The sequence below is a fragment of the Clostridium sp. AF29-8BH genome, assembly GCF_003478145.1.
Classification (GTDB): Bacteria; Bacillota; Clostridia; order Lachnospirales; family Lachnospiraceae; genus Otoolea; species Otoolea fessa.
Genome location: NZ_QUEL01000009.1, coordinates 18,790 through 40,830, shown reverse-complemented (window position 1 = coordinate 40,830; position 22,041 = coordinate 18,790). Strand labels below are relative to the sequence as shown.

The following is a 22,041-nucleotide window of genomic DNA, read 5'->3' as shown; positions in this document are numbered from 1 at the left end:
CCTGTATTCTACAAAACATCAACAAAATCCCATTGCTGCTCTCTTCCAAATATGGCATATACATTCTGTCTGACAGTTACTTCACAATATACTTCTCCTCTCTCTCCAGAGGCTGCACCAGCGAAATCACATTCCGGTACGTCACATCTGCCGAGCCATTGACCGTGATCTGTACTTTATTTACCGTCTGAAGCTCTGTCAGCGAATCAACGATCGCGTAAATCGGAATATACTCCGCCACATCGATATCCCCGGAAATAAAACTGCTATCCAGGTTGACATAGCAGGTATTATCTGTCAGTGATACGTTTAATACCTTTGTATTTTTCGGCATCACTGAAAGCCCGCCATTCTGGGAACCTGCCAGCAGCTGTTCCACTACCAGGCGTTCCAGCGACGTGTTCATACTGTGAAATACTTCCCGTTTTTCTGCCACCAGACCATCTTTTTCTTCATTGGCAAAATACAGGGTCAGCTCTACTTTTTCATACGAATTGACATCCGAAATACTGTCTACAAAATCACTTCCTGCGATCGCGCCCACCGGGTTGCCATGCGTGTCCAGAAGCGGCTGTCCCTCGCAATTAATGCTGATATAATCGACTCCCTCTACCTGTGTAAAGGTCTTTGCCAGCGCCGCCCGGCACAGAATCTCCCGCGACGCTTTCATATTCATATATTCCTGATTAAAATTCAGCGTCAGCACGTTATTGTCCCGGTTAATATCCAGGAATTCAACCTTATCGCTTAAAACTGCCTGATACTCCGGGTTTTCCGGTGCCGCAAGGATCTGCCCCGCCAGCTCCCCGATCAGGATCTCAGCGTCCGCCGTCTCCGTCTGATAGGAAACACTCGCCAGCCCCGTGCGCGTCGAATTGAGATAATAAATCTGATAGACGCCGTCCTCACCCGCCGTCGGATGCACCTCTTCTTTTTTTCGGCATCCGCTCAGAAGAAGCAGACATGCCAGGCAAAGGATCAGCCACAAACTTACGCTTCCTGCCCATTTTCCAGAGCTTTTTTTTCTTATTTTCTCCATTTATTATTTCCTGTTGTTATTTTGCAATCTATCTCACAATAGACATTGCCCTGACCGCACATTCGAACACTGCAACCCTCAAATACTGCAACATTCAAACACTGAAACATCCGAACACTGCAGCATTCAAACACCGAAATATTCGAACACTACAGCACCAGCAACCATCTCGAACCTCTAAACCGCCCAGAACCACGCTGTCTACGGAATATAATTCAACGGAATCCGCACCGTAAAGGTTGCTCCCTTGCCTTCTTCACTCTTCAGGCGGATCGCGCCTGATGAAGAAGAATAATATTCTTCGTGATCGCAAGCCCCAGCCCGGTACCGCCTGTCTCGCGTGAGCGCGCCTTATCTACACGGTAAAAACGCTCAAATACGCGCTCCTGGAATTCTTTCGGGATTCCCACGCCATTATCCTCTACCTTCACATAAAAGAACTTGTGGTCAGCATCCAGCGTCACCCAGACTTTTCCCTCTTCGCGGTTATACTTGATCGCATTTTCCACCAGGTTCGAAAGTGCCAGGCTCAATTTTACCTCGTCCACATCCGCCGATACTTCCCGCTTGCTCTCATACGTGATCTCAATGTTCCGCCGCTTCGCGATCGGGGTCAGACGTTTTAAAATCTGTTCCAGAAGACCATTGATCGAAGTCTGGGCAATATTCAGATCCGGCGATGATTTATCCATTTTGACTAACGTCAGCAGATCATCGATAATCTTGCCCTCGCGGTCAATCTCCGCCGAAATATCCTGCATAAACTCCTGATATAGCTCCGCCGGGGCGTTCTCCATCCCCATCAGAGAATCCGCCAGCACTCTTATCGAAGTCAGCGGTGTTTTCAGCTCATGCGACACGTTGGAAACAAACTCCTGACGCGACTGATCCAGGTTTTTCAGTTTCCGGATGGTCTGCATGACTGCCTCCGAAATGTCCCGCGTCTCCCGGTACGTTTTTACATCAATATCCTGATCCAGATTTCCCTCTGCCACCATATCGAGCTGCTGCTGCAGGCGGCGGAATGGTTTCAGCAGGCAAGCCGCCGCCAATAAATCTGCGATCAGAATAAAACAGAACATAACGAGCTGCAAAAATCCCGTCTTCTGCACAATTTTCTCCTGCAAAAGCGCCGAATTTTCCGTGGACGCCATCAGAAGAAGGACTCCCTGCACGCCTGCCGTATTTTTCCCATTTCCGGCTGCCACATCCGAATCGATCGGCGCTGCATCCGTGCTTTTTGCCTGAATCGGCTGCGCTACATAGAAATACTTTTTCTTCTGGTTCAGATAGCTGGAAGTTTCCCCGTCAAATGCCTTTAACACATCCGATACAACCAGCGTTTTCCCTCTGGAAAGACCAAATGTGTCTTTCAAAATCTTAAAGCTGTCGTCCACCAGCACGATTCTTCCGTTCATCAGATCCGCCGTTGTACTAAGTTCGCATCCAGCGCCGGATTGGGATTTCCCGACAGCAGTACATTGATATAATCACTGCTGCGTATCTTGTTTGCTAAAATCAGACACCGGTTCTGCGCTTCCGCCATCCGTTCTTCCACGTGGCTCTGGTAAAAATACCCCGATGTAAAACGAACCTGTACCAGAAGCGGAACCAGCGTCAGAATCAGAAAGGCGAGGAACAGAGGGATTCTCATCCCGATCGTGTGCTCCATCGCTTTCCATATCTTTCTTTTATGTTCTGCTATTCTTCTCATGTTCCTGTCCTGAACGATTACAATTCACGCGCTCTTACTTGGGTTGCTTAACTTCCTGACATTGGCTGTGAACTGTAACCCCGAAATGCTGCTCTGTAACTGCGTTTTTCACAACAACGATCCGATTTCAAGCTTCTTCGTTGCCGCAATCGCCAGCGCTCCCGGTCCGATATGGCAGGCTACACTTAAGGACAGCGGCTCTACACGGACTTCCGTCTCCGGGAAAAGTTCCCGAAGCTCGGCTGCCAGCTCCTGCGCCATCTCATCATTGTCGGTATGCGCTACATCAATATACGTTTTTTCTCCCGTCATATCATCAAACTGATTTTCCAGATCGCGGGTGATCGCCGTGATCATCATGGAACGCGCCTGTTTCATCGTCCGCGCCTTCGCAAATGCGTCCAGCTTCTCGCCCTGTATCGTCAGAACCGGTTTTAAACGGAGAAGTGTTCCGAGCGCTGCTGCTGCTGGTGTGATTCTACCGCCCTTTTTCAGATATTTTAATGTGTCAACCGTGATATAAATAGTTGAATCCAAACCTGTCTCTTCCAGCTTTTTGCAGATCGCCTCCGCGTCCATGCCGGCTGCCGCCATGTCAAGCGCATCCTGCACCGAACGGCGCTGGGTCACGGAAATCCTGTGATTATCCGCCACCTGTACTTTTCCATCGAAATCATCTGCCAGCATCTTTGCCGTCTGGCAGGAGCTCGAAAGCCCGCTGGACATCGGGATGTGCACAACTGCATCGTATTCCTCCAAAAGTTTTTCCCAGAGATTTAAGATCGTCTCCGGAGACGGCTGGGATGTGCTCACATCGTGATCCCCGCTCAGATGCTCATAAAATTCCTTCTGTGTCAAATTTATATCTTCCAGATACTCGGTTCCATCAATCATAAACGGCATCGGCAGGACATATACGCCCATCTCTTTCGCCTGTGCCTGTGTAATTCCGCTGTTGCTGTCTGTAACAACCGCTACCTTCATGCTTGTTTCCTCCTGTTTTCCCTGTGAATCTGCTGCCATCCTATTTTCCTTTCCGCATAACACTTTCTTTTCTAAAAATGTCTGCCCTGGAACAGCCTCCGAGCGGTTCACATAGATGATTTTATTTTATCCTATTTTCTTATGAAATGGAAGAGAGAAGTAACGGGATTTTCACGGGATTTTCAGTTCAGAAAATTCCTACCTGTGAACAAAAAACTGCCACAAAACAAGCCCCGACCATTTCTCTGTTCATGATCTTTTCTTGCTTTATGGCAGTTTTCCCGATTCTTATTGACGGTTATATTTATACTTTCCTAATATATTCGAAAATTCTCCCTATTTCACCAACAGCGACTCTCCCGTCATCTCCTTCGGCTTCTCAAGTCCCATCAGTTCAATCAGCGTCGGCACAATATCGCAGAGGCGTCCGCCCTCGCGCAGCTTGTACGCCGGGTCAGCGCCGACCAGGACAAACGGTACCTGATTGGTCGTATGAGCGGTCCACGGCTCGCCGGTTGCCTCATCGACCATCACCTCTGCATTACCGTGATCGGCGCAGATAAAGAGAACACCTCCGGCTGCTTGATGGCTTCAACTGCACGTCCTACGCAGGCATCGACGGTCTCAATCGCCTTGATCGCAGCCGACTCCACGCCCGTGTGACCTACCATATCCGGGTTTGCAAAATTGATGATGATGACATCATATTTGCCGGACTCAATCGCCTCCACCAGCTTATCGCACACGATCGGTGCGCTCATCTCCGGTTTCAGGTCGTAGGTCGGAACCTCCTTCGGAGACGGAACCAGAATGCGGTCCTCGCCCTCGTTCGGCTCTTCCACGCCGCCGTTGAAGAAAAATGTTACGTGTGCATATTTCTCGGTCTCGGCGATACGTGCCTGCGTCATATGGTGCGCCGCCAGGAACTCTCCAAACGTGTTCTTAATCTCTTCCTTCTTGAACGCAATCAGCTTGTTCCCGATCGTCTCATCGTAATCGGTAAAGCATACAAACGTCAGGTCAAGCTTCTTCTCTCTCGCAAATCCGGTAAATCCCTCATCGCAGAATGCGCGGGTGATCTCTCTTGCACGGTCCGGACGGAAGTTGAAGAAAATGACGGAATCGCCATCCTGAATCGTGGCAACCGGCTTTCCGTCCTTCTCTACATAGAACGGTACGACGAACTCATCGTTTACCTCTTTATCATAGGATGCCTGAATGCCTGCACACGCACTTTCTGCCTTCTCACCCTCTGCCTTTGTCAGCACATCGTAAGCTTTCTGGACACGATCCCAGTTTTTATCACGGTCCATCGCATAGTAGCGTCCCATCACGGAAGCCACCTCGCCGACGCCAAGCTGCTGCATCTTCTTCTCTAATTCTGCTACGAACTCCTTGCCGGAGGTCGGCGGTGTATCACGTCCGTCCAGGAAGCAGTGCACATACACTTTTTTAAGTCCCTGACGTTTTGCGAACTCCAGAAGTCCGAATAAATGAGTCAGATGGCTGTGAACGCCGCCGTCTGATACCAGTCCGAACAGATGCAGGGCGGAATCATTTTTCTTGCAGGTGTCTGCGGCTGCCAGAAATTCCGGATTTTCAAAGAAATCGCCATCCTCGATTGATTTCGTGATACGGGTCAGCTCCTGGTATACGATACGTCCGGCACCCATATTTAAATGTCCAACCTCCGAGTTACCCATCTGTCCGTCCGGCAGACCGACCGCCAGACCGCTGGCATTGCCGCGCACAAACGGGCACTGGCTCATCAGCTGATCCATGATCGGTGTCTTCGCCTCACATACGGCATTGTGCTCACAGGTATCTCTCATGCCGTATCCATCGAGAATCATTAATACGGTTGGCTTTTTTTTCATCTCTTTCTTCTTCCTTTCCTTCCATGAAATGAACCGTTTTTTCTGAAACAATCGGATGAACCAACAATTTTGATTGTTTCAGGTCAAAACTTTCACCTTCTTTTTTTACTGGCAAAAAGGGGACTGCCACGCCTCACACGTGCGACAGCCCCCTTTTTCTCATCTCTTATTTATAATTTACAATCTTTCCAAAATCTGCCTTTAAGGATGCGCCGCCTACCAGACCACCATCGATATCCGGCTGTGCAAACAGCTCCGGAGCCGATGCTGCAGATACGGAACCGCCGTACTGAATGCGGATCGCCTCTGCGGTCGCCTCATCGTACACTTCCTTGATGCACGCACGGATCGCGCCGCACACTTCCTCAGCCTGCTCGGTGGTCGCTACCTTGCCGGTACCGATCGCCCAGATTGGCTCGTATGCAATCACAGCTGTCTTTGCCTGCTCTGCGGTCACATTCTGGAATGCGATCTTGATCTGCTGGCGGATCCAGTCAAGCGTGATGCCCTGCTCTCTCTGGGTCAGAGTCTCGCCGCAGCAGATGATCGGGGTCAGACCGTGCTCAAATGCTTTCAGTACCTTCTTATTGACCGTCTCATCGGTCTCTGCAAAGTATTCTCTGCGCTCGGAATGTCCGATAATCACGTATTTAACGCCTGCATCGGTCAGCATATTCGGGGAAATCTCGCCGGTGTAAGCACCTTTCTCCTCGAAATACATATTTTCAGCGCCGACTGCGATGTTGGTTCCCTCGCACGCTTTTACAACCGGGATAATATCAATCGCCGGTACGCAGAATACAACGTCTACATCTTCCGAAACAACGAGCGGCTTCAGAAGCTCTACCAGAGCTACTGCCTCCGACGGCGTCATGTTCATTTTCCAGTTGCCTGCTACGATCTTTCTTCTAGCCATGACTATTCTATTCCTCTTTTCTATTTATTTATCATTCGCTGCCGCTACGCCCGGAAGCTCCTTTCCCTCTAAGAATTCCAGGGAAGCGCCGCCGCCGGTAGAAATATGGGTCATCTTGTCGCCAAATCCAAGCTGGTTGACCGCTGCTGCAGAATCGCCGCCGCCGATGATCGTGGTCGCTTCGGTGTCTGCCAGTGCTTTTGCAACTGCGATTGTACCCTGGGCAAGAGTCGGGTTCTCAAATACACCCATCGGTCCGTTCCATACAACTGTCTTAGCAGATTTTACGGTGTCTGCATACAGCTTTGCAGTTTCCGGTCCTATGTCAAGTCCCATCGTGTCAGCCGGGATAGCGTCAACCGATACATTCTGTACCTCGATCGGTGCATCAATCGGATCCGGGAAGGATGCTGCTACAGCTGCATCAACCGGAAGAAGCAGTTTCTTGCCAAGCTTCGCCGCCTTCTCTACCATCTCACGGCAATAATCTAACTTTGTATCATCGACTAAGGATTTACCAATCTCCTTGCCCTGTGCTTTTAAGAAGGTAAATGCCATGCCGCCGCCGATGATCAGCGTGTCGCACTTCTCCAGCAGGTTTGAGATAACGTTTAATTTATCTGCTACCTTCGCGCCGCCTAAAATGGCAACGAACGGGCGAACCGGGTTATCCACTGCATTTCCAAGGAAATCGATCTCTTTCTGCATCAGGTAACCAACTACTGCGGTATCCACATACTGGGTCACGCCTACGTTTGAGCAGTGTGCGCGGTGTGCAGTACCAAATGCATCGTCCACATAGACATCACACAGGGATGCCAGATCCTTGCTGAACGCCTCACCGTTCTTGGTTTCCTCGGCACGGTAACGGGTGTTCTCAAGCAGAACAACCTCGCCATCCTTCATCGCCTCAACGGCTGCCTTTGCGTTCGGTCCAACCACTTCCGGATCGGCTGCAAATTTCACTTCCTGTCCCAGAAGTTCAGACAGACGAACGGCTACCGGTGCCAGAGACAGCTCCGGCTTCGGCTCTCCCTTCGGTTTGCCAAGATGGGAGCAGAGAATTACCTTTCCGCCGTCCGCAATCAGTTTTTTGATCGTCGGAAGCGCTGCCACCAGACGGTTTTCATCGGTGATCTTTCCTTCTTTTAACGGTACGTTGAAATCACAGCGTACCAGAACGCGTTTGCCCTTTACATTGATATCATCCACGGATTTTTTATTCAGCATATCCTGTCTCCTTTACATTATAAAAGAATAAAAAACAGGTCCGGTCCCGACCGAGGACCGGACCCATCTTGAATCCTTATGATTTTCTATCGAATCGATAAAATTATGCCAGCTCTGCGAAGTATTTGATTGTACGAACCATCTGGCTTGTGTAGGAGTTCTCGTTGTCATACCAGGAAACAACCTGTACCTGATATAAGTCATCACCGATCGGAGATACCATAGTCTGTGTAGAATCAAACAGGGAACCATAGCGGATACCTACGATATCGGAAGAAACGATCTCATCCTCGTTGTAGCCGAAGGACTCAGTCTGAGCTGCCTTCATAGCCTCGTTGATAGCTTCCTTGGTAACGTCAGCTTTCTTAACAACGGCTGTCAGAATGGTAGTGGAACCAGTCGGAACCGGAACACGCTGTGCGGAACCGATGAGCTTGCCGTTTAATTCCGGAATAACCAGACCGATCGCTTTTGCAGCACCGGTGGAGTTCGGAACGATGTTGACAGCGCCTGCTCTTGCTCTTCTTAAATCGCCTTTTCTGTGCGGTCCGTCCAGAATCATCTGATCGCCTGTGTAAGCGTGAATGGTGGACATGATACCGGACTGAATCGGAGCATAGTCGTTTAATGCCTTAGCCATCGGAGCCAGGCAGTTAGTTGTACAGGATGCTGCGGAGATAATCTTATCTTCCGGTTTCAGTGTCTTGTGGTTTACATTGTATACGATAGTCGGAAGGTCATTGCCTGCCGGTGCGGAGATAACGACTTTCTTAGCGCCTGCATCGATATGTGCCTGTGCTTTTGCCTTGGATGTATAGAATCCGGTACACTCCAGAACTACGTCTACACCAATCTCGCCCCACGGAAGTTCAGCAGCGTTTGCCTTTGCGTAGATAGTAATCTTCTTGCCATCTACTACAATATAATCTTCGCCAGCTTCTACCGTATGTCCATCGTATCTGCCCTGAGCAGAATCATACTTTAACAGGTGAGCTAACATTTTCGGATTTGTCAGATCGTTGATAGCTACGACTTCGTAACCCTCAGCGCCAAACATCTGTCTGAAAGCCAGACGACCAATACGACCAAAACCATTAATTGCAACTTTTACTGCCATGATCTCATTCCTCCTAGAAATTCATCTTCATGATTGTTAAATATTAATCAACCCTGTTTGTATTGTACCCAACTTTTCCTAAAATAGCAAGTGGTTTTTTGTAAATTTTGCAGCAAATATTCAGTATTCTCTCCCTTACCGCGCACAACTTCGACGGATTGTCATATCTTAAATGGAATTTTGTGCTGACAGCCTTAATTTTGCATAATTTTTTAACCAAATGCTCTAATTCGAACTATTTTCATTTTAATCGATCTCTTCTTGTTTTTCAACCTTTTTCCGTGGCTTCGCATTTGAATACGGCAAATTCCTGCTACCACCACGTTTTCTTACGGCACTTTTGGTTCCAAAAGTGCCTACCCGCGAACAATAACCCGGCCACTTTGCAATTCGCCATCCGGCGTCTTGTAAACCTCCACACTTTCTTGCAGATCGTTTCTTTTTTTACTATAATAACTTTAATCATCGTTTTGGTTTACACATTTTGCAGACTGGATCAACTCATTTCCTACATCAAATAAATTCCGGAGGTTTTATATATGAAGATAAAGGAAGGAAAATCAGCGCTGGAACAGAATCTGTACCGATCCTTTCTGCTCCTTTCCGCTACCCTGGTGCTCATCTCACTTGGTTTTACTCTGTTTTTTGATATTTCCAGGCAGCGAAAGGATATGGACAAGCTGATCAGCGGTACTGCTTCTTATATTGCTGCAATTCCGGATGTCGCCGCCATGCTGGAAAACGGCTATCCTGATTCCACCGTGACCCGCGACCTGGATTCTCTTTCTTTGAATATACCAGATATCAATGTCATCCTCATCAGTGATAAAAACGGACTGCGCTTTTACCACACGAACCGTCTGAAAACCGGCGATTCCTACGTGGCAGGTGACGAGGACGCTATTCTGGCAGGAAGCGATCCATATATCACAACCGGCTACGGCACGCACGGCATGCAGCGGCGCGCCTTTCACGCAGTAAAAAACAGCGACGGAGAGATCGTCGGTTTTGTGATGGTTTCCCTGTTCACCGCTACTCTGTCAGCCCAGCACCGCAGTCTGCTGTTCTTTTATATAATTATATTCCTGATCATGATGATCGTCAGCATTTCCCTGACGCACACAATGTTCTCCCTGCTGCGCGACTCCCTGTTGGGATATGACCCGGAAGAACTCGTCAATATTTATACCCGCCAGGATGAGGTCATGAATATGATCGACGAGGGACTTGCCGCAACCGATCTGGACGGCAGAATTCTCTTTGCCAACCAGAAAGTTTCCACGATACTCGGTCGTCCTGCAAACGAACCTCCGCTCACCCACTTAACGATTCAGGAATTGTTTCCACAGACCTCATTCGATCAGGTCATAAAAACCGGCGAAAGTGTAACGCACGAGAGCATCAGCTTCGCCGGACGCCAGCTCATCGTCAAGGAGGTGCCGATCCATGGACGCGGTAAACAGGCGCGCCGAGGTGTCCTGATCGTTTTATTTGACCGCACCGACCTCCTGCGTCTCTCCGACGAGCTTTCCGGCGCCCACAATATGTTGGACACGCTGCGCGCGTTCAACCATGAATTTTTAAATAAGCTGCACATCATTCTCGGCTACCTACAGACCGGGGAGATTCAGCAGGCGATGAATTTTATCACCAACAGCAGCCTTGTCTCCAGCCAGTCCGTCCGTGAGACAGCCAACTGCATCCGCGTTCCGAAAATCTGTGCGCTTGTGATCGGGAAAATGATGCACGCCGCCGAGCTTGGCATCCGCCTGCAGGTCAGCGCCGACAGCACCTGCCGCGACCATGATCTGCTGATCCCGGTGGAAGGATTTGTCACCATTCTCGGCAATCTGATGGAAAATGCCATTGAAGAGCTAAGCCACGATCACACCGCCAGTCCGGATGTCATTAACGCATCTGAAAGCCCGCGCGAGATCCACATCGGCATCTACTGCCGCCCAGACGTCAACATCATCACCTGCGAGGACACCGGGCACGGCATACAGCCGGAGCTGCTCGATCATATTTTCGAAAAAGGTGTTTCCTCCAAGGGCGAGAACCGCGGAACCGGGCTTTTCCTGGTTCATGAGCTGATGGAGGAGTACGGCGGAACCATCGATATTGACACAGAGCCTGGCGAGGGCACCTGCTTCACCCTGACATTTACCCGAAAGGAGACAGAATCTAATGTATAAAGTCATTATTATAGAAGATGATCCGATGGTTGCATCCATCAATAAACAGTATGTCGAGCTGACCTCCTCTTTTCACGTGGAGGCAACTTTCAAAAACGGCATCCTTGCCCTGCAGTATCTGCAGAACTGCACGGTTGACCTGATTATTCTCGACTACTACACGCCTCAGATGAACGGCGACGAATTTATCGACCAGCTCCACGCGGCTGGCATGACCCCTGCAATCATCATGGTAACCTCTGCCAACGACGCAGAGACCGTCCGCCGGCTTATATCCCGCGGCGTCACCGATTATCTCGTCAAACCATTTGAATATGACCGTTTCAAAGCTGCCCTGGAACGATTTGCGAAACGTCAGGAGGAATTGAAAACATCGGCGTCCGCTTCTGACCTGGGACAGGCGGAGATCGACCGCCTCTTCTCCGTCCCGGATGTCTCCTCCCAGAGCGCTCCGCTGACAAAGGGCCTAAATGAACGCACCCTTGGACTGATCCGTCTCTTTCTCTCCGAACATCCGGAGGAGGTCTGGTCCAGCGAACAGATTTCGGAACAGGTTCATTTGTCCCGTATTACAGTCCGGCGGTACTTAAATTACTTAGTCGAAACCAACGAACTGGTCAGCATGATCGATTACCAGACCGGTGGACGCCCTTCTATTAAATATAGATATTCCGGAAAATAAGAACCACTTCGTTTTCCAGCAATATTCAGGTTTTTCCTGTCTTTTCGCGGCTGCAGCTGTACAGATTCATCATAGAACCGTATCTATACTGCAGTCGCTTTCTTATAGTCATTTTTATTTACAATACTTACAAAACTGTATTTAAAATTACATAAATTGACTTCCCTTTTTCAATCTTATAAACTGCTTATAAAAGAAATAAACAAATTCTAAAAAAAGAATGGAGGGAAGTTCTATGTTAGAACACATTATGGGATACTTTGGAACTTACACACCGGCAGCGGACGGTGCCATCGCAACATTCCAGTTCGAGTATCTGACCACACTTGGTTTCGCAGCCATCGTTATCTTCTTAGGACGCGCGATTGTCGCTCACAGCGCCCTGCTCAGAAAATATGCTATACCGGCTCCGGTTATCTCCGGTATCATCTTTTCTGTTGTTGTATCTATCATCAAGGGTTCCGGAATCATCGGTTTTTCCTTTGATGCAAAAATCGTGAAAGACTTATGCCAGAACTTATTCTTCCTGTGCGTAGGTTTCGGCTTCAGCTACAAGATGTTAAAGCATGCAGGCGGAAAGCTTTGTATCGCAATCGCAGTTGCAGCCTGTGTCCTGATTACCTTACAGGATGTCGTTGGTTACCTGGTAGGCAGCGCCATCGGTCTTCATCCGCTTCTGGCTCTGCAGTGTTCTTCCTCAGCTATGTCCGGCGGTGTTGGTACTGCTTCTGCATTTGGTCCTATCTTCGAGAACATGGGTGCTCCGGATGCAACCACAGTCGGTGTAGCAGCCGGTACTATGGGCAACATCATGGGTTCCTTAATCGGTGGTCCGGTTGCAGCTTTCCTGATTTCCCGTCACGGTCTGAAATCTGACCCGAACGACAGACCGGAATCCGCAAAAGCAGGTTCAGCAGCTGTTCTTAACAACACTCGTATGATCAAAGCATTTGCCCTGTCTCTGCTTGTAGCAGCACTTGGTATGCCGATCTACTGCCTGTTAGACAACATCCCGATGATCGAGATGCCGAAATTCATCGGCTGTCTGTTCGCAGGTGCTATCGCAAGAAACATCATGGATGCAGCTGGTATCGAATTCCCGGTTCCGGAGATCGACGCTATCGAGCATATGTTCCTGGAACTCTACCTGGCACTGGTTCTGATGACCATCGATATCACAAAGCTGGCTCCGGTAGCTGGTCAGATGGGTATCATCCTCCTTGCACAGGCTATCCTGATGGCACTCTTTGCAATCTTCGTATCCTTCAACGTATTTGGCCGCGATTACGGTGCAGCTGTTATGGCAGCTGGTAACTGTGGATGGGGCTGTGGTTCAGGTCCGAACGCAGTAGCAAACGAGAAAGCCGTTATGGATCAGTATGGATGGCACACCGTTGCTTGGGTTCTGTATCCGTCCTTCGCAGTTATCATCGACGATATTTACAACCCGATTTTCCTTTCCATCTTCTCCAGCCTGATTACAAAATAATCACTGAGACGAGATAGGAACACTTCATATAAGACATCTTTTATATAACAACATACCTAAAGCTCAATTGAAAATGTAACCTGAAAGAAGAGCGTCCGGTTCCCCCACATAAACCGGACGCTCTTTTTTGTTACTGTTCACGCATACGTGCCCAGTAACGGAATTTGCCGTGGCTTCGCATTTAAATACGGCAAATTCCTGCTGCCACCACGTTTTCTTACGGCACTTTCGGTTCCAAAAGTGCCTACCTGTGAACAGTTACATTTATATTTTCCTCTTCCTTGGTCTTGTCTTATCAATGTTTTTTGTGTTATACTTTTTATAGAGTTTTAATATTCTTTTAATCGCTAAGGCAGCATTCGACAGAACCGCTGCGTTTTTTTCTATATACTGATAAACTACGAAAAGGTGAGATCTATGAAAATAAAAAAACTGGTAAAATTGGCACCAATGATGCTTCTTACCTTCCTGCTCGGACTTTCCGGCTGTTCCGGCAGCACCGCCGCAGATGCGCGGGTCAACGACCATCCCAGCGAAGAAGATGAAGAGCTGCACGTTCTGACCATCGGAACTGCCGACAGCGGCGGAACCATGTACCCGATTGGCAGTGCCATCGCCTCTGTTTTAAGCGGACATGATGAACAGCTCAAGGTCAATTTAAGCGCCTCCAACGGTTCCTACACGAACGTGGAAAATATCAAAAACGGACAATTTGATATGGGACTGGTCAGCGGCGATGTGGCATTTTCCGCCTATCAGGGAACGGACGAATTTTCCGGTCATCCGGTCGAATCCCTGCGGGCGATCGGGGCCGTCTATTCAAGCCTGTCCACCTGGATGGCGCCGGAGTCCGAGCATATCTCCTACGTTCATGAACTCGCCGGACACCACATTGCCGTCGGACCAGAAGGATCCACCACGGAGCTTTCCGCCCGCACCGCTCTCAAGGCAGCCGGGCTCAATATTGCCAACACTGCCCTTGAAAACTACAGCTTCTCCGCCAGCGTGGACTCTGTCTTAAACGGTAAACTCGACGCCGTCCACAGCTTCGCCGGAATCCCGGTCCACAGCCTGACCGACCTGGCCAGCCAGACGCCCTGCCGCCTGCTGGAGTACACTGACGAAGAACTGCAAAAAATTCTTGCAGCCAGCCCCTTCTACGTCCGCGCCACTGTCCCAGCCGGTACCTATCCGGGACAAACCGAGACACTGAAAACCTTCGGAATCAAATGCCTTCTCTGCGTGGACGCATCCATGGACGAACAGCTGGTCTACACCATCACCAAGATTCTCGACGAATCCCGTGAAGAACTGATCAGCGCCCACCCATCCTTAAGTAACTTATCTGATCCGGAATATATATGCAGCCAGCTCCTATTCCGCTGCATCCGGGAGCTGAGAAATATTATACGGAACAGGGGCTGTTGAAAACAGAGTAACATGATAGCAAACAAAAACAGGTAACACCAAAACCTGGCGCATGGACGAATTTTCCTAAGACAAAAAAGCCAGGACTGCAGCATTCCGCAGTCCTGGCTTTTTCGATGCCCGATTACCTGATTATTTTTACTTCCGGATCTCCCGCAGCAAATTCACCATCTCGATTGCTCCCGTCGCGCAGTCAAATCCCTTATTTCCGCTCTTTGTTCCCGCTCTCTCGATCGCCTGCTCGATCGTATCCGTCGTCAGCACACCAAACATAACCGGCACGCTGCTTGCCAGCGAAACCTGTGCGATTCCTTTCGAAACCTCGCTGCACACATAATCATAATGGCTTGTGCTTCCACGGATAACTGCACCCACGCAGATCACCGCATCATACTTTCCGCACTTCGCCATCTCCGACGCAATCAGCGGAATCTCAAAAGCACCTGGAACCCACGCAACATCTACGTCCTCCTCCGAGACATTGTGACGGCGCAGCGCATCCTGCGCGCCTGCGACCAGTTTCGAGGTGATAAACTCATTGAATCGTGCCGCCACAATTCCGATCCTCATATTATTTTCCGCTACTACGTTTCCTTCAAATGTACGCATAAGTACCATCCTTTCCGACGATCTATTTTCGCCTGTCACTTTTTCTATTTAAAATTCAAAATATGTCCCATCCGCGCCTGCTTCGTTTTCAGGTAAAATCCATCATACGGCGTCGCCTCCATCTGAATCGGCACGCGCTCTTTGATTTCCATGCCAAAATCCGAAAGCTGATATACCTTATCAGGGTTATTGGTCAAAAGACGAAGCGTCTTGATTCCCAGATCCTTTAAAATCTGCGCCCCAATGTAGTATTCCCGCAGATCGCCTTTAAATCCCAACGCAAGGTTCGCATCCAGCGTGTCCATGCCGCCATCCTGCAGCTTGTAAGCGCGCAGCTTATTTAAAAGTCCGATGCCTCGTCCCTCCTGCCGCATATAGAGGAGAACGCCTCGTCCCTCTTTCTCAATCTGTGTCATCGCCGACGCAAGCTGCTGTCCGCAGTCGCAGCGCAGAGAACCAAATGCATCGCCGGTCAGGCACTCCGAATGCACGCGGCAGAGTACATCTTTCCCATCTCCGATATCGCCCTTGACGAGTGCCACATGGTGTTCTCCATTTAAGAGATTCAGGTAGCCATACGCGCGGAATTCGCCATATTTCGTCGGCATCCGCGTCTCTGCCACACACTCGACCAGTTTTTCATGTCTCTTGCGGTACTCCTGCAGCTGTTTAATGGAAATCATCGCCAGACCCCATTGTTCTGCCATCGCAAATAATTCTTCCGACCGCATCATCGTTCCATCCTCGCGCATGATCTCGCAGCACAGACCGCATTCCGGCAGCCCTGCAAGCCGCATCAGGTCTACCGTCGCCTCTGTGTGACCGTTGCGCTCCAGAATGCCGTTTTTCTTCGCCATCAGCGGAAACATATGTCCCGGGCGGCGGAAATCCTCCGGCTTTGTGTCCGGATCCACGCACGCGCGCGCCGTAATACCGCGCTCCTCGGCAGAAATACCGGTGGTCGTCGTTTTATGGTCGATCGATACGGTAAACGCCGTCTCATGGTTATCCGTGTTATCCATCACCATCTGTGGGAATTGCAGCTTCCGGCAGATTTCTGCGCTCATCGGCATACAGATTAAGCCCTTCGCATGCGTCGCCATGAAATTGACATTTTCTGTCGTGGCAAAACTTGCCGCGCAGATAAGATCGCCTTCGTTTTCGCGATCCTCGTCATCCGTAACCAGGATTAAATGTCCCTGTTTCAGCTCGTCCAGAGCCTTTTCAACTGTATCAAACTGCTTCATTGTTCTCCTCCTCTATTAAAATCCATACCGCTGCAGAAATTCTCTTGTCATGCCCTTTCCTGCCTTATCCTCTTCTTCCACTCCCATCAGCTTCGCCACATACTTTCCAATGCAGTCATTTTCCAGATTGACGATATCGCCTGCCCGCTTAAACGCAAGCGCTGTCTCCTGCAGCGTATGCGGGATGATGGAAACGGAAAATGATACGTGATCCACCCGTGCGACCGTCAGGCTGATTCCATCGATCGCGATCGATCCTTTTTCCACAATCAGCCGCAGAATCGGTTCTGGGGCCTGAATCGTATACCAGACGGCATTTCCATCCCGGCGCACATCCCGGATGGTTCCGGTTCCGTCGATGTGACCGGAGACGATATGTCCGCCAAACCGTCCGCCCGCCAGCATCGCCCGCTCCAGATTGACCGGGCTTTTGACACCCAGCCCCCCCAGGGACGAACGGTTCAGCGTCTCATGCATCACATCCGCACAGAAATAATCTCTCCCAAATGATGTGACCGTCAGACACACACCGTTGACCGCAATGCTGTCGCCCAGATGGACATCCGAGAGCACCTTGGACGCCGCAACCGTCATCCGTGCCGATACCGCCTGACGCTCAATCGCGCGGATCCTTCCCACTTCCTCTATGATTCCTGTGAACATCTTTTCTCCTTTTCAAATCAGCGATTTTTTCCCATTCTAACACCGCCTCATGCATCTTGGCCGGACACCTCATATTCCAGCAGCAGATCCTCCCCCAGCCACACTGCCTCCGGCTTTTTAAGAAGAAATGCCTCCGGCGGCGCATCCACGCCGGTTCCCCTCACCGGGGTCGGGGTGCCTGCACCTCCGAAAATCTTCGGAGCAATGTACGCCTGCACCCGGTTCACAAGCCCTGCCTTTAAAAAGGACCATGCCAGCGTCCCGCCGCTCTCGACCATCACGCTGTCCACTTTCTCCTCGCCCAGCCGCTGCATCATCGCCTGCAAATCCAGTTCTCCCTCTTTTGCCGGGACACTTAAAACACGGCAGCCGGCGTCCTCATATGCTTCCTTTCTTCCGGCATCCGATACCGCCGTCACAATCCAGGTCGGTGTCTCCCGCGCGGTCTGTACCACGGTCGATGAAAGCGGTGTCCGAAGCTTCGTATCTGCAATCACCCGGATCGGATTTTTCCCTCCCGGAATCCGGCAGGTCAGCTGCGGATTGTCCGCCAGCACCGTCGAAACGCCAGTCAGAATCGCCATATAACGCCCGCGATCCTCATGCACCCGCTTCCGCGCCGCCTCGCCGGTGATCCACTGGGATTTACCCGACACCGTCGCTGTCTTTCCGTCGAGTGTCATCGCATATTTCAGCACCGTAAACGGAAGTTTCGTCCGCATGAAATGGAAGAACACCTCATTCTGCCGTTCACACTCTCCGCGTAAAACTCCGGCCACCACTTCCAGTCCTTTTTCCCTCAGAAGCCGGATGCCGCGCCCTGCCACCACCGGATTCGGATCCGTGCAGCCGACAATCACGCGCTTCACCCCGGATGCCAGCACCGCTTCCGTACACGGCGGCTGTTTTCCGGTGTGACAGCAGGGTTCCAGCGTCACATACAAATCTGCTCCCGCCGTCTCTTCGCCCCGCTCTGCCGCATTCTTAAATGCCTCCCGTTCTGCATGAAACTGTCCATATCGTGTATGATATCCCTTGCCGATGATGCGTCCATCCTTTACCAGCACCGCGCCGACCATTGGATTCGGATTGACCCATCCGTGTCCTTTTTCTGCCAGCGCTAACGCTTGCTTCATATATTCCCGATCCTGTGGCTGCTCACCGGGAACCTTTACGTGGATTCGTTCCATCTTTTCCCCGCCTTTCCATGCAAAAAGCCCTGAAATGTGAAATACTTTTATTTTCACATCTCAGGCTTATAATTTCTATTTTATAATATCTTTCATGATATTAATTATCGTAAATATTTTTTTACATCCATTCTCGATGACTTTTCTCTCTCTTTTGCCATAGCGGTATATATCCGCCATATCCATCATCCGGGGGAGTGTATCTGGAAGCTTCCCGGCACCGCCGTTTTTATTTACGTTTTCTCTTCTTTCATCCAGACTATACAGTCGGTTTTGGAATTGCACCAAATCATGCGCCATGCGCTCGCGGACTTTACCGCCGGTCGGGAATTACACCCTGCCCTGAAGATATCGTTATTTTGTTGTCATTCATTATCTGTATTGCATTATAGATCCAGAGGATCCGTTTGTCAATCTACTATTTTTATCATTTATTGATTGATGACAGCGTTATCTGAGTTACCGTTCAATTTCGCGCGCTCTACACAGCGCCCCATAATGCGCCCAATCAAAAGAAGATACACGATCACCGACACCGTCGTTCCGCCGAAATCCGATACCACTTCTGCGTAGAAAACATTTTCAACTCCCGCAAACACCGGAATCAGGAACACGCTGACCAGGTACAGCAGCTTCCGGAACATTGACAGCGAGATCGCCACCGACGGCACACCCATTCCGGTAAATCCATCTACGACCTCATACTGGACTGCCAGCGGAATAATCCCCATCGTGTAGACCCGGATCGCCCAGACAGTCAGTTCCACATAGGACTCATTGCGCGTAAAGAGATACACAAAATACTGCGCCAGCGTCCGGGAAAACAGGAACATGATGCTGCACTGCACCACCGCCAGCAATGTGATATACTTCTGTGCGCTCCGGATCCGATCCGGGCGTCCCGCGCCGAAATTGAAGCCCAGGATCGCCCCCGTTCCCGATGTAATGCCTCCGAGCGGCATCGTCACGATCAGCATAAAGCTCTGCACGATTGTCGTACAGGTCAAAAGCATGTCCGCCTCCGCGCCGCCATACATCTGAATTACCGTATTGAGCGAAATGATCAGCACATTGTCAAATGCGATAATCAAAAATGGCGACAGTCCCATCAGCGCAATCTTACAGACTGTCTTCACCTGCGGACATTCAAATTCAAGCCGCAGAAGCACGCGATTTCCTCGCAGGAAACGAAGGACAAAGGCCGCCGACGCAAACTGTGACAGAACCGTGGCAAACGCCGCCCCCGCCACGCCCATGTCAAACACAAAAATAAACACTGGATCCAGCACAATATTCGTTACCGCACCGAGCGCCACCGAAATCATTCCGATCCGCGCAAATCCCTGGCAGATAATAAACTGGTTCATTCCGATCGAAAGCAGCGCAAAGACCGTTCCCAGCAGATAGATCGTAAAGTACGATTCCGCATACGGCAGAATTGCCTCACTCGCACCAAACCGCGTCAAAATTTCTCGTTTAAACACAAACAGAACCAACGTCAGAACCGCCGACAGCCCGACAAGCATCCAGAAGCTGTTCGCCAGAATCTTTTTCGCTTTCTCATTCTGTCCCTCACCCATACGGATGCTCATGAGCGGCGATCCGCCCACACCGACCAGATAGGCAAACGCCGAGATCAGCGTCACAATCGGTCCGCTGACACCGACACCCGCAAGCGCTGTCTCCCCGATCACCGGGATATTTCCAATATAGATTCGATCGACCACGCTGTAAAGCACATTGATAAACTGCGCCAGCATCGAAGGAATCGCCAGGCGGAGCACCAGCTGACAGATATCGTCCCGCCCCAAATCATTTTCTATCTTCATATGTACCCCACCTCCTCTGTCCTTTATACCGTCTGCCCGCCAAAATGTCAATGAGATATTCCTGATAAAAATTACCCCATTTTTGCACAGTAAAAAGCGCCGGCACTGCAAGCAGGTCCGGCGCTTTTTACCCAATATCGGTTGCTGGTTGTCAACCGATACCGAAAAGATCCCAGCAGAAAATCTTGGACAGTTCGTAACGGAGTGTAATGCATCAAGGAATTTCGAGTAACTTGATTTGTTTTTGTTCGTCTCTGTCCGCGTTCTTCCGCGCGGGAATGATTTTCATCCGTTCAATAAGTTAATGCGCTGCATACGCATTTTATTGCACGTTAATCAAAAAAATTTTAAAAACTTTTTTTGATATAGACTATTTTATTATGAAAACCTGTTTTCGTCAAGTTTTCAGGGGTTAAATTATTACAAGTTGTTACAGGAAAATGTATTTGAGAACGAAGAGTACCGCCAGCACATACATCAGCGGAGTGATCTTCTTTGCTTTTCCTGCTGCCACATTCAAAAGCACATAAGAGATAATTCCCATGGAAATACCCTCGGAAATGCTGTAGAACAACGGCATGGCGATGATTGCCAGATATGCCGGGATTGCCTCGGTGATATTGTCCTCATCGAAACGAATTTCGGTTACAGTTCCCACCATCAGGAAGCCAACCATGATTAATGCCGGAGCCGTCGCAAAGGACGGGATCGCCGTAAAAATCGGTGCAAACAGGGTGGAAAGCAGGAACAGGAGTGCCGATACCAGGGCAGTCAGACCGGTACGTCCTCCGACTGCAACACCCGATGCAGACTCAACGAAGGTAGTCGTTGTGGAAGTACCTAATACCGCACCAAAGGAAGTTGCGATCGCATCTGCCATCAGCGCCGGACGGATACCCGGAAGACGGCCTTCCTCGTCCAGCATGTCTGCCTTGGTTGCTACACCAATTAATGTACCAAGTGTATCAAAAATATCTACAAACAGGAATGAGAAAATAACTACGATAAAATTGATAATTCCAACTGCATCGAAGTCAACGGTAAAGCATTTACCAAATGTCTCTCCCAGTTTGGAGAAATCGGTGATTCCCAGGGTCGGGAACAGGGTGTAGAAACCATTCTCTACGTCCGGTGTGTAAATGCCGGTTACCTGGCACAGCATACCGAGAATCCAGGTTCCCAGAATGCCGTACAGAATCGCGCCCTTCACACGATAGGTGTATAAAACCGCCATGATAAACAGACCGATCAGCGCCAGTAGCGCACAGATACCTGCGGTATGGAAATTTTCCGGGAAGCTGATGATCGTTACCAGTGTGGAAGAGTCTACTGAAAGTCCCGCATTCTGAAGACCGATAAATGCGATGAACAGACCGATACCGACAGACACACCGCGCTTTAAAGTCAACGGAATCGCATTGAAGATCGCCTCGCGCACGTTTGTCAGAGACAGCACGATGAAGATCAGACCCTCTGCAAATACAGCCAGCAGTGCAACATGCCAGCTATAGCCATAGCCCGCGCACACCGTATACGCCATATACGCGTTGAGCCCCATGCCTGCGGACAGAACGAACGGCAGGTTCGCCATAAATGCCATGCAGGCAGTACCGATGAATGATGCCAGAGCCGTAGCCAGAAGCACCGCAGTCGGGTCCATGCCGGTCGATCCGAGGATGCTCGGATTAACTGCCAGAATGTACGCCATCGTCATAAAGGTCGTAATTCCAGCCATAACTTCCGTCTTTACGGTCGTCTGATGCTCGGATAGCTTAAATACTTTTTCAAACATCTTTTCTTCTCCTTGTGTTTTTCATTCTATGATTCAACCG

17 protein-coding genes, 1 pseudogene and 1 riboswitch are annotated in these 22,041 nt (G+C 49.9%); of the genes and pseudogenes, 4 read left to right on the top strand and 14 right to left on the bottom strand.

Translation table 11 applies throughout. The features are described from left to right. Window positions 1–76: 76 nt before the first annotated feature. The 8 genes and pseudogenes from DWZ16_RS07605 to gap all read right to left on the bottom strand — a co-directional run bounded on the left by DWZ16_RS07605 (window position 77) and on the right by gap (window position 8,877). Window positions 77–1,039, bottom strand: a complete 963-nt coding sequence (locus DWZ16_RS07605; RefSeq protein ID WP_117795940.1) for a GerMN domain-containing protein — start codon at window positions 1,037–1,039, stop codon at window positions 77–79. A 263-nt stretch (window positions 1,040–1,302) separates the two neighbouring features. Beyond that, window positions 1,303–2,457, bottom strand: a complete 1,155-nt coding sequence (locus tag DWZ16_RS07600) for a HAMP domain-containing sensor histidine kinase (RefSeq protein ID WP_243021958.1) — start codon at window positions 2,455–2,457, stop codon at window positions 1,303–1,305. Beyond that, window positions 2,457–2,753: a hypothetical protein gene (locus DWZ16_RS16085; protein ID WP_243021957.1), complete on the bottom strand. Its 297-nt coding sequence runs from the start codon at window positions 2,751–2,753 to the stop codon at window positions 2,457–2,459. The genes DWZ16_RS07600 and DWZ16_RS16085 overlap by 1 nt, the downstream gene beginning before the upstream one ends. A gap of 108 nt (window positions 2,754–2,861) precedes the next feature. After that, window positions 2,862–3,737: a DegV family protein gene (locus DWZ16_RS07595; protein ID WP_118522567.1), complete on the bottom strand. Its 876-nt coding sequence runs from the start codon at window positions 3,735–3,737 to the stop codon at window positions 2,862–2,864. Window positions 3,738–4,073: 336 nt separating this feature from the next. Then, window positions 4,074–5,614: pseudogene (gpmI, locus tag DWZ16_RS07590) on the bottom strand (2,3-bisphosphoglycerate-independent phosphoglycerate mutase). A 166-nt stretch (window positions 5,615–5,780) separates the two neighbouring features. Continuing rightward, entirely contained in the window at window positions 5,781–6,530 is a 750-nt protein-coding gene (gene tpiA / locus DWZ16_RS07585) for a triose-phosphate isomerase (RefSeq protein WP_022359187.1), read from the bottom strand. Window positions 6,531–6,554: 24 nt separating this feature from the next. Beyond that, window positions 6,555–7,760: a phosphoglycerate kinase gene (locus DWZ16_RS07580; RefSeq protein WP_118492330.1), complete on the bottom strand. Its 1,206-nt coding sequence runs from the start codon at window positions 7,758–7,760 to the stop codon at window positions 6,555–6,557. A gap of 103 nt (window positions 7,761–7,863) precedes the next feature. Continuing rightward, window positions 7,864–8,877: a type I glyceraldehyde-3-phosphate dehydrogenase gene (gene gap, locus DWZ16_RS07575; protein WP_022359484.1), complete on the bottom strand. Its 1,014-nt coding sequence runs from the start codon at window positions 8,875–8,877 to the stop codon at window positions 7,864–7,866. Window positions 8,878–9,416: 539 nt separating this feature from the next. On the opposite strand from gap, the gene DWZ16_RS07570 reads away from it, so the two are divergent. The 4 genes from DWZ16_RS07570 (at window position 9,417) to DWZ16_RS07555 (ending at window position 14,671) form a co-directional block, all read left to right on the top strand. Then, window positions 9,417–11,072, top strand: a complete 1,656-nt coding sequence (locus DWZ16_RS07570; protein WP_107001071.1) for an ATP-binding protein — start codon at window positions 9,417–9,419, stop codon at window positions 11,070–11,072. Then, complete coding sequence (locus DWZ16_RS07565) at window positions 11,065–11,754, top strand: response regulator (protein ID WP_117795944.1); 690 nt, start codon at window positions 11,065–11,067, stop codon at window positions 11,752–11,754. The genes DWZ16_RS07570 and DWZ16_RS07565 overlap by 8 nt, the downstream gene beginning before the upstream one ends. A gap of 235 nt (window positions 11,755–11,989) precedes the next feature. After that, on the top strand, window positions 11,990–13,243 hold the full coding sequence (locus tag DWZ16_RS07560; RefSeq protein ID WP_107001073.1) for a sodium/glutamate symporter: 1,254 nt from the start codon (window positions 11,990–11,992) through the stop codon (window positions 13,241–13,243). Window positions 13,244–13,660: 417 nt separating this feature from the next. Further along, entirely contained in the window at window positions 13,661–14,671 is a 1,011-nt protein-coding gene (locus DWZ16_RS07555) for a TAXI family TRAP transporter solute-binding subunit (protein ID WP_243021956.1), read from the top strand. Window positions 14,672–14,809: 138 nt separating this feature from the next. Here the strand turns inward: DWZ16_RS07555 and ribE are convergent, their stop codons facing one another. The 6 genes from ribE to DWZ16_RS07525 all read right to left on the bottom strand — a co-directional run bounded on the left by ribE (window position 14,810) and on the right by DWZ16_RS07525 (window position 22,001). After that, a complete protein-coding gene (ribE, locus tag DWZ16_RS07550; protein WP_107001075.1) occupies window positions 14,810–15,280 on the bottom strand; it encodes a 6,7-dimethyl-8-ribityllumazine synthase in 471 nt (156 codons plus the stop codon). A gap of 44 nt (window positions 15,281–15,324) precedes the next feature. Continuing rightward, entirely contained in the window at window positions 15,325–16,527 is a 1,203-nt protein-coding gene (locus DWZ16_RS07545; protein WP_107001076.1) for a bifunctional 3,4-dihydroxy-2-butanone-4-phosphate synthase/GTP cyclohydrolase II, read from the bottom strand. 15 nt (window positions 16,528–16,542) lie between these two features. Further along, a complete protein-coding gene (locus DWZ16_RS07540) occupies window positions 16,543–17,190 on the bottom strand; it encodes a riboflavin synthase (protein ID WP_118522545.1) in 648 nt (215 codons plus the stop codon). A 47-nt stretch (window positions 17,191–17,237) separates the two neighbouring features. Further along, window positions 17,238–18,380, bottom strand: a complete 1,143-nt coding sequence (gene ribD, locus DWZ16_RS07535) for a bifunctional diaminohydroxyphosphoribosylaminopyrimidine deaminase/5-amino-6-(5-phosphoribosylamino)uracil reductase RibD (protein ID WP_118522544.1) — start codon at window positions 18,378–18,380, stop codon at window positions 17,238–17,240. 238 nt (window positions 18,381–18,618) lie between these two features. Then, window positions 18,619–18,734, bottom strand: a riboswitch (FMN riboswitch). A gap of 77 nt (window positions 18,735–18,811) precedes the next feature. Then, complete coding sequence (locus DWZ16_RS07530; RefSeq protein WP_118522543.1) at window positions 18,812–20,209, bottom strand: MATE family efflux transporter; 1,398 nt, start codon at window positions 20,207–20,209, stop codon at window positions 18,812–18,814. 430 nt (window positions 20,210–20,639) lie between these two features. Further along, the gene (locus DWZ16_RS07525) at window positions 20,640–22,001 is read right to left on the bottom strand and encodes an NCS2 family permease (protein WP_022359656.1); all 1,362 of its coding nucleotides are present in this window, start codon (window positions 21,999–22,001) and stop codon (window positions 20,640–20,642) included. Window positions 22,002–22,041: the final 40 nt, after the last annotated feature.

What these genes read in the sequence shown, in the direction of transcription:
- DWZ16_RS07605 (WP_117795940.1), bottom strand. Translation starts at nt 1,039, where the DNA reads ATGGAGAAAATAAGAAAAAAAAGCTCTGGAAAATGGGCAGGAAGCGTA.
- DWZ16_RS07600 (WP_243021958.1), bottom strand. Translation starts at nt 2,457, where the DNA reads ATGAACGGAAGAATCGTGCTGGTGGACGACAGCTTTAAGATTTTGAAA.
- DWZ16_RS16085 (WP_243021957.1), bottom strand. Translation starts at nt 2,753, where the DNA reads ATGAGAAGAATAGCAGAACATAAAAGAAAGATATGGAAAGCGATGGAG.
- DWZ16_RS07595 (WP_118522567.1), bottom strand. Translation starts at nt 3,737, where the DNA reads ATGAAGGTAGCGGTTGTTACAGACAGCAACAGCGGAATTACACAGGCA.
- tpiA (WP_022359187.1), bottom strand. Translation starts at nt 6,530, where the DNA reads ATGGCTAGAAGAAAGATCGTAGCAGGCAACTGGAAAATGAACATGACG.
- DWZ16_RS07580 (WP_118492330.1), bottom strand. Translation starts at nt 7,760, where the DNA reads ATGCTGAATAAAAAATCCGTGGATGATATCAATGTAAAGGGCAAACGC.
- gap (WP_022359484.1), bottom strand. Translation starts at nt 8,877, where the DNA reads ATGGCAGTAAAAGTTGCAATTAATGGTTTTGGTCGTATTGGTCGTCTG.
- DWZ16_RS07570 (WP_107001071.1), top strand. Translation starts at nt 9,417, where the DNA reads ATGAAGATAAAGGAAGGAAAATCAGCGCTGGAACAGAATCTGTACCGA.
- DWZ16_RS07565 (WP_117795944.1), top strand. Translation starts at nt 11,065, where the DNA reads ATGTATAAAGTCATTATTATAGAAGATGATCCGATGGTTGCATCCATC.
- DWZ16_RS07560 (WP_107001073.1), top strand. Translation starts at nt 11,990, where the DNA reads ATGTTAGAACACATTATGGGATACTTTGGAACTTACACACCGGCAGCG.
- DWZ16_RS07555 (WP_243021956.1), top strand. Translation starts at nt 13,661, where the DNA reads ATGAAAATAAAAAAACTGGTAAAATTGGCACCAATGATGCTTCTTACC.
- ribE (WP_107001075.1), bottom strand. Translation starts at nt 15,280, where the DNA reads ATGCGTACATTTGAAGGAAACGTAGTAGCGGAAAATAATATGAGGATC.
- DWZ16_RS07545 (WP_107001076.1), bottom strand. Translation starts at nt 16,527, where the DNA reads ATGAAGCAGTTTGATACAGTTGAAAAGGCTCTGGACGAGCTGAAACAG.
- DWZ16_RS07540 (WP_118522545.1), bottom strand. Translation starts at nt 17,190, where the DNA reads ATGTTCACAGGAATCATAGAGGAAGTGGGAAGGATCCGCGCGATTGAG.
- ribD (WP_118522544.1), bottom strand. Translation starts at nt 18,380, where the DNA reads ATGGAACGAATCCACGTAAAGGTTCCCGGTGAGCAGCCACAGGATCGG.
- DWZ16_RS07530 (WP_118522543.1), bottom strand. Translation starts at nt 20,209, where the DNA reads ATGAAGATAGAAAATGATTTGGGGCGGGACGATATCTGTCAGCTGGTG.
- DWZ16_RS07525 (WP_022359656.1), bottom strand. Translation starts at nt 22,001, where the DNA reads ATGTTTGAAAAAGTATTTAAGCTATCCGAGCATCAGACGACCGTAAAG.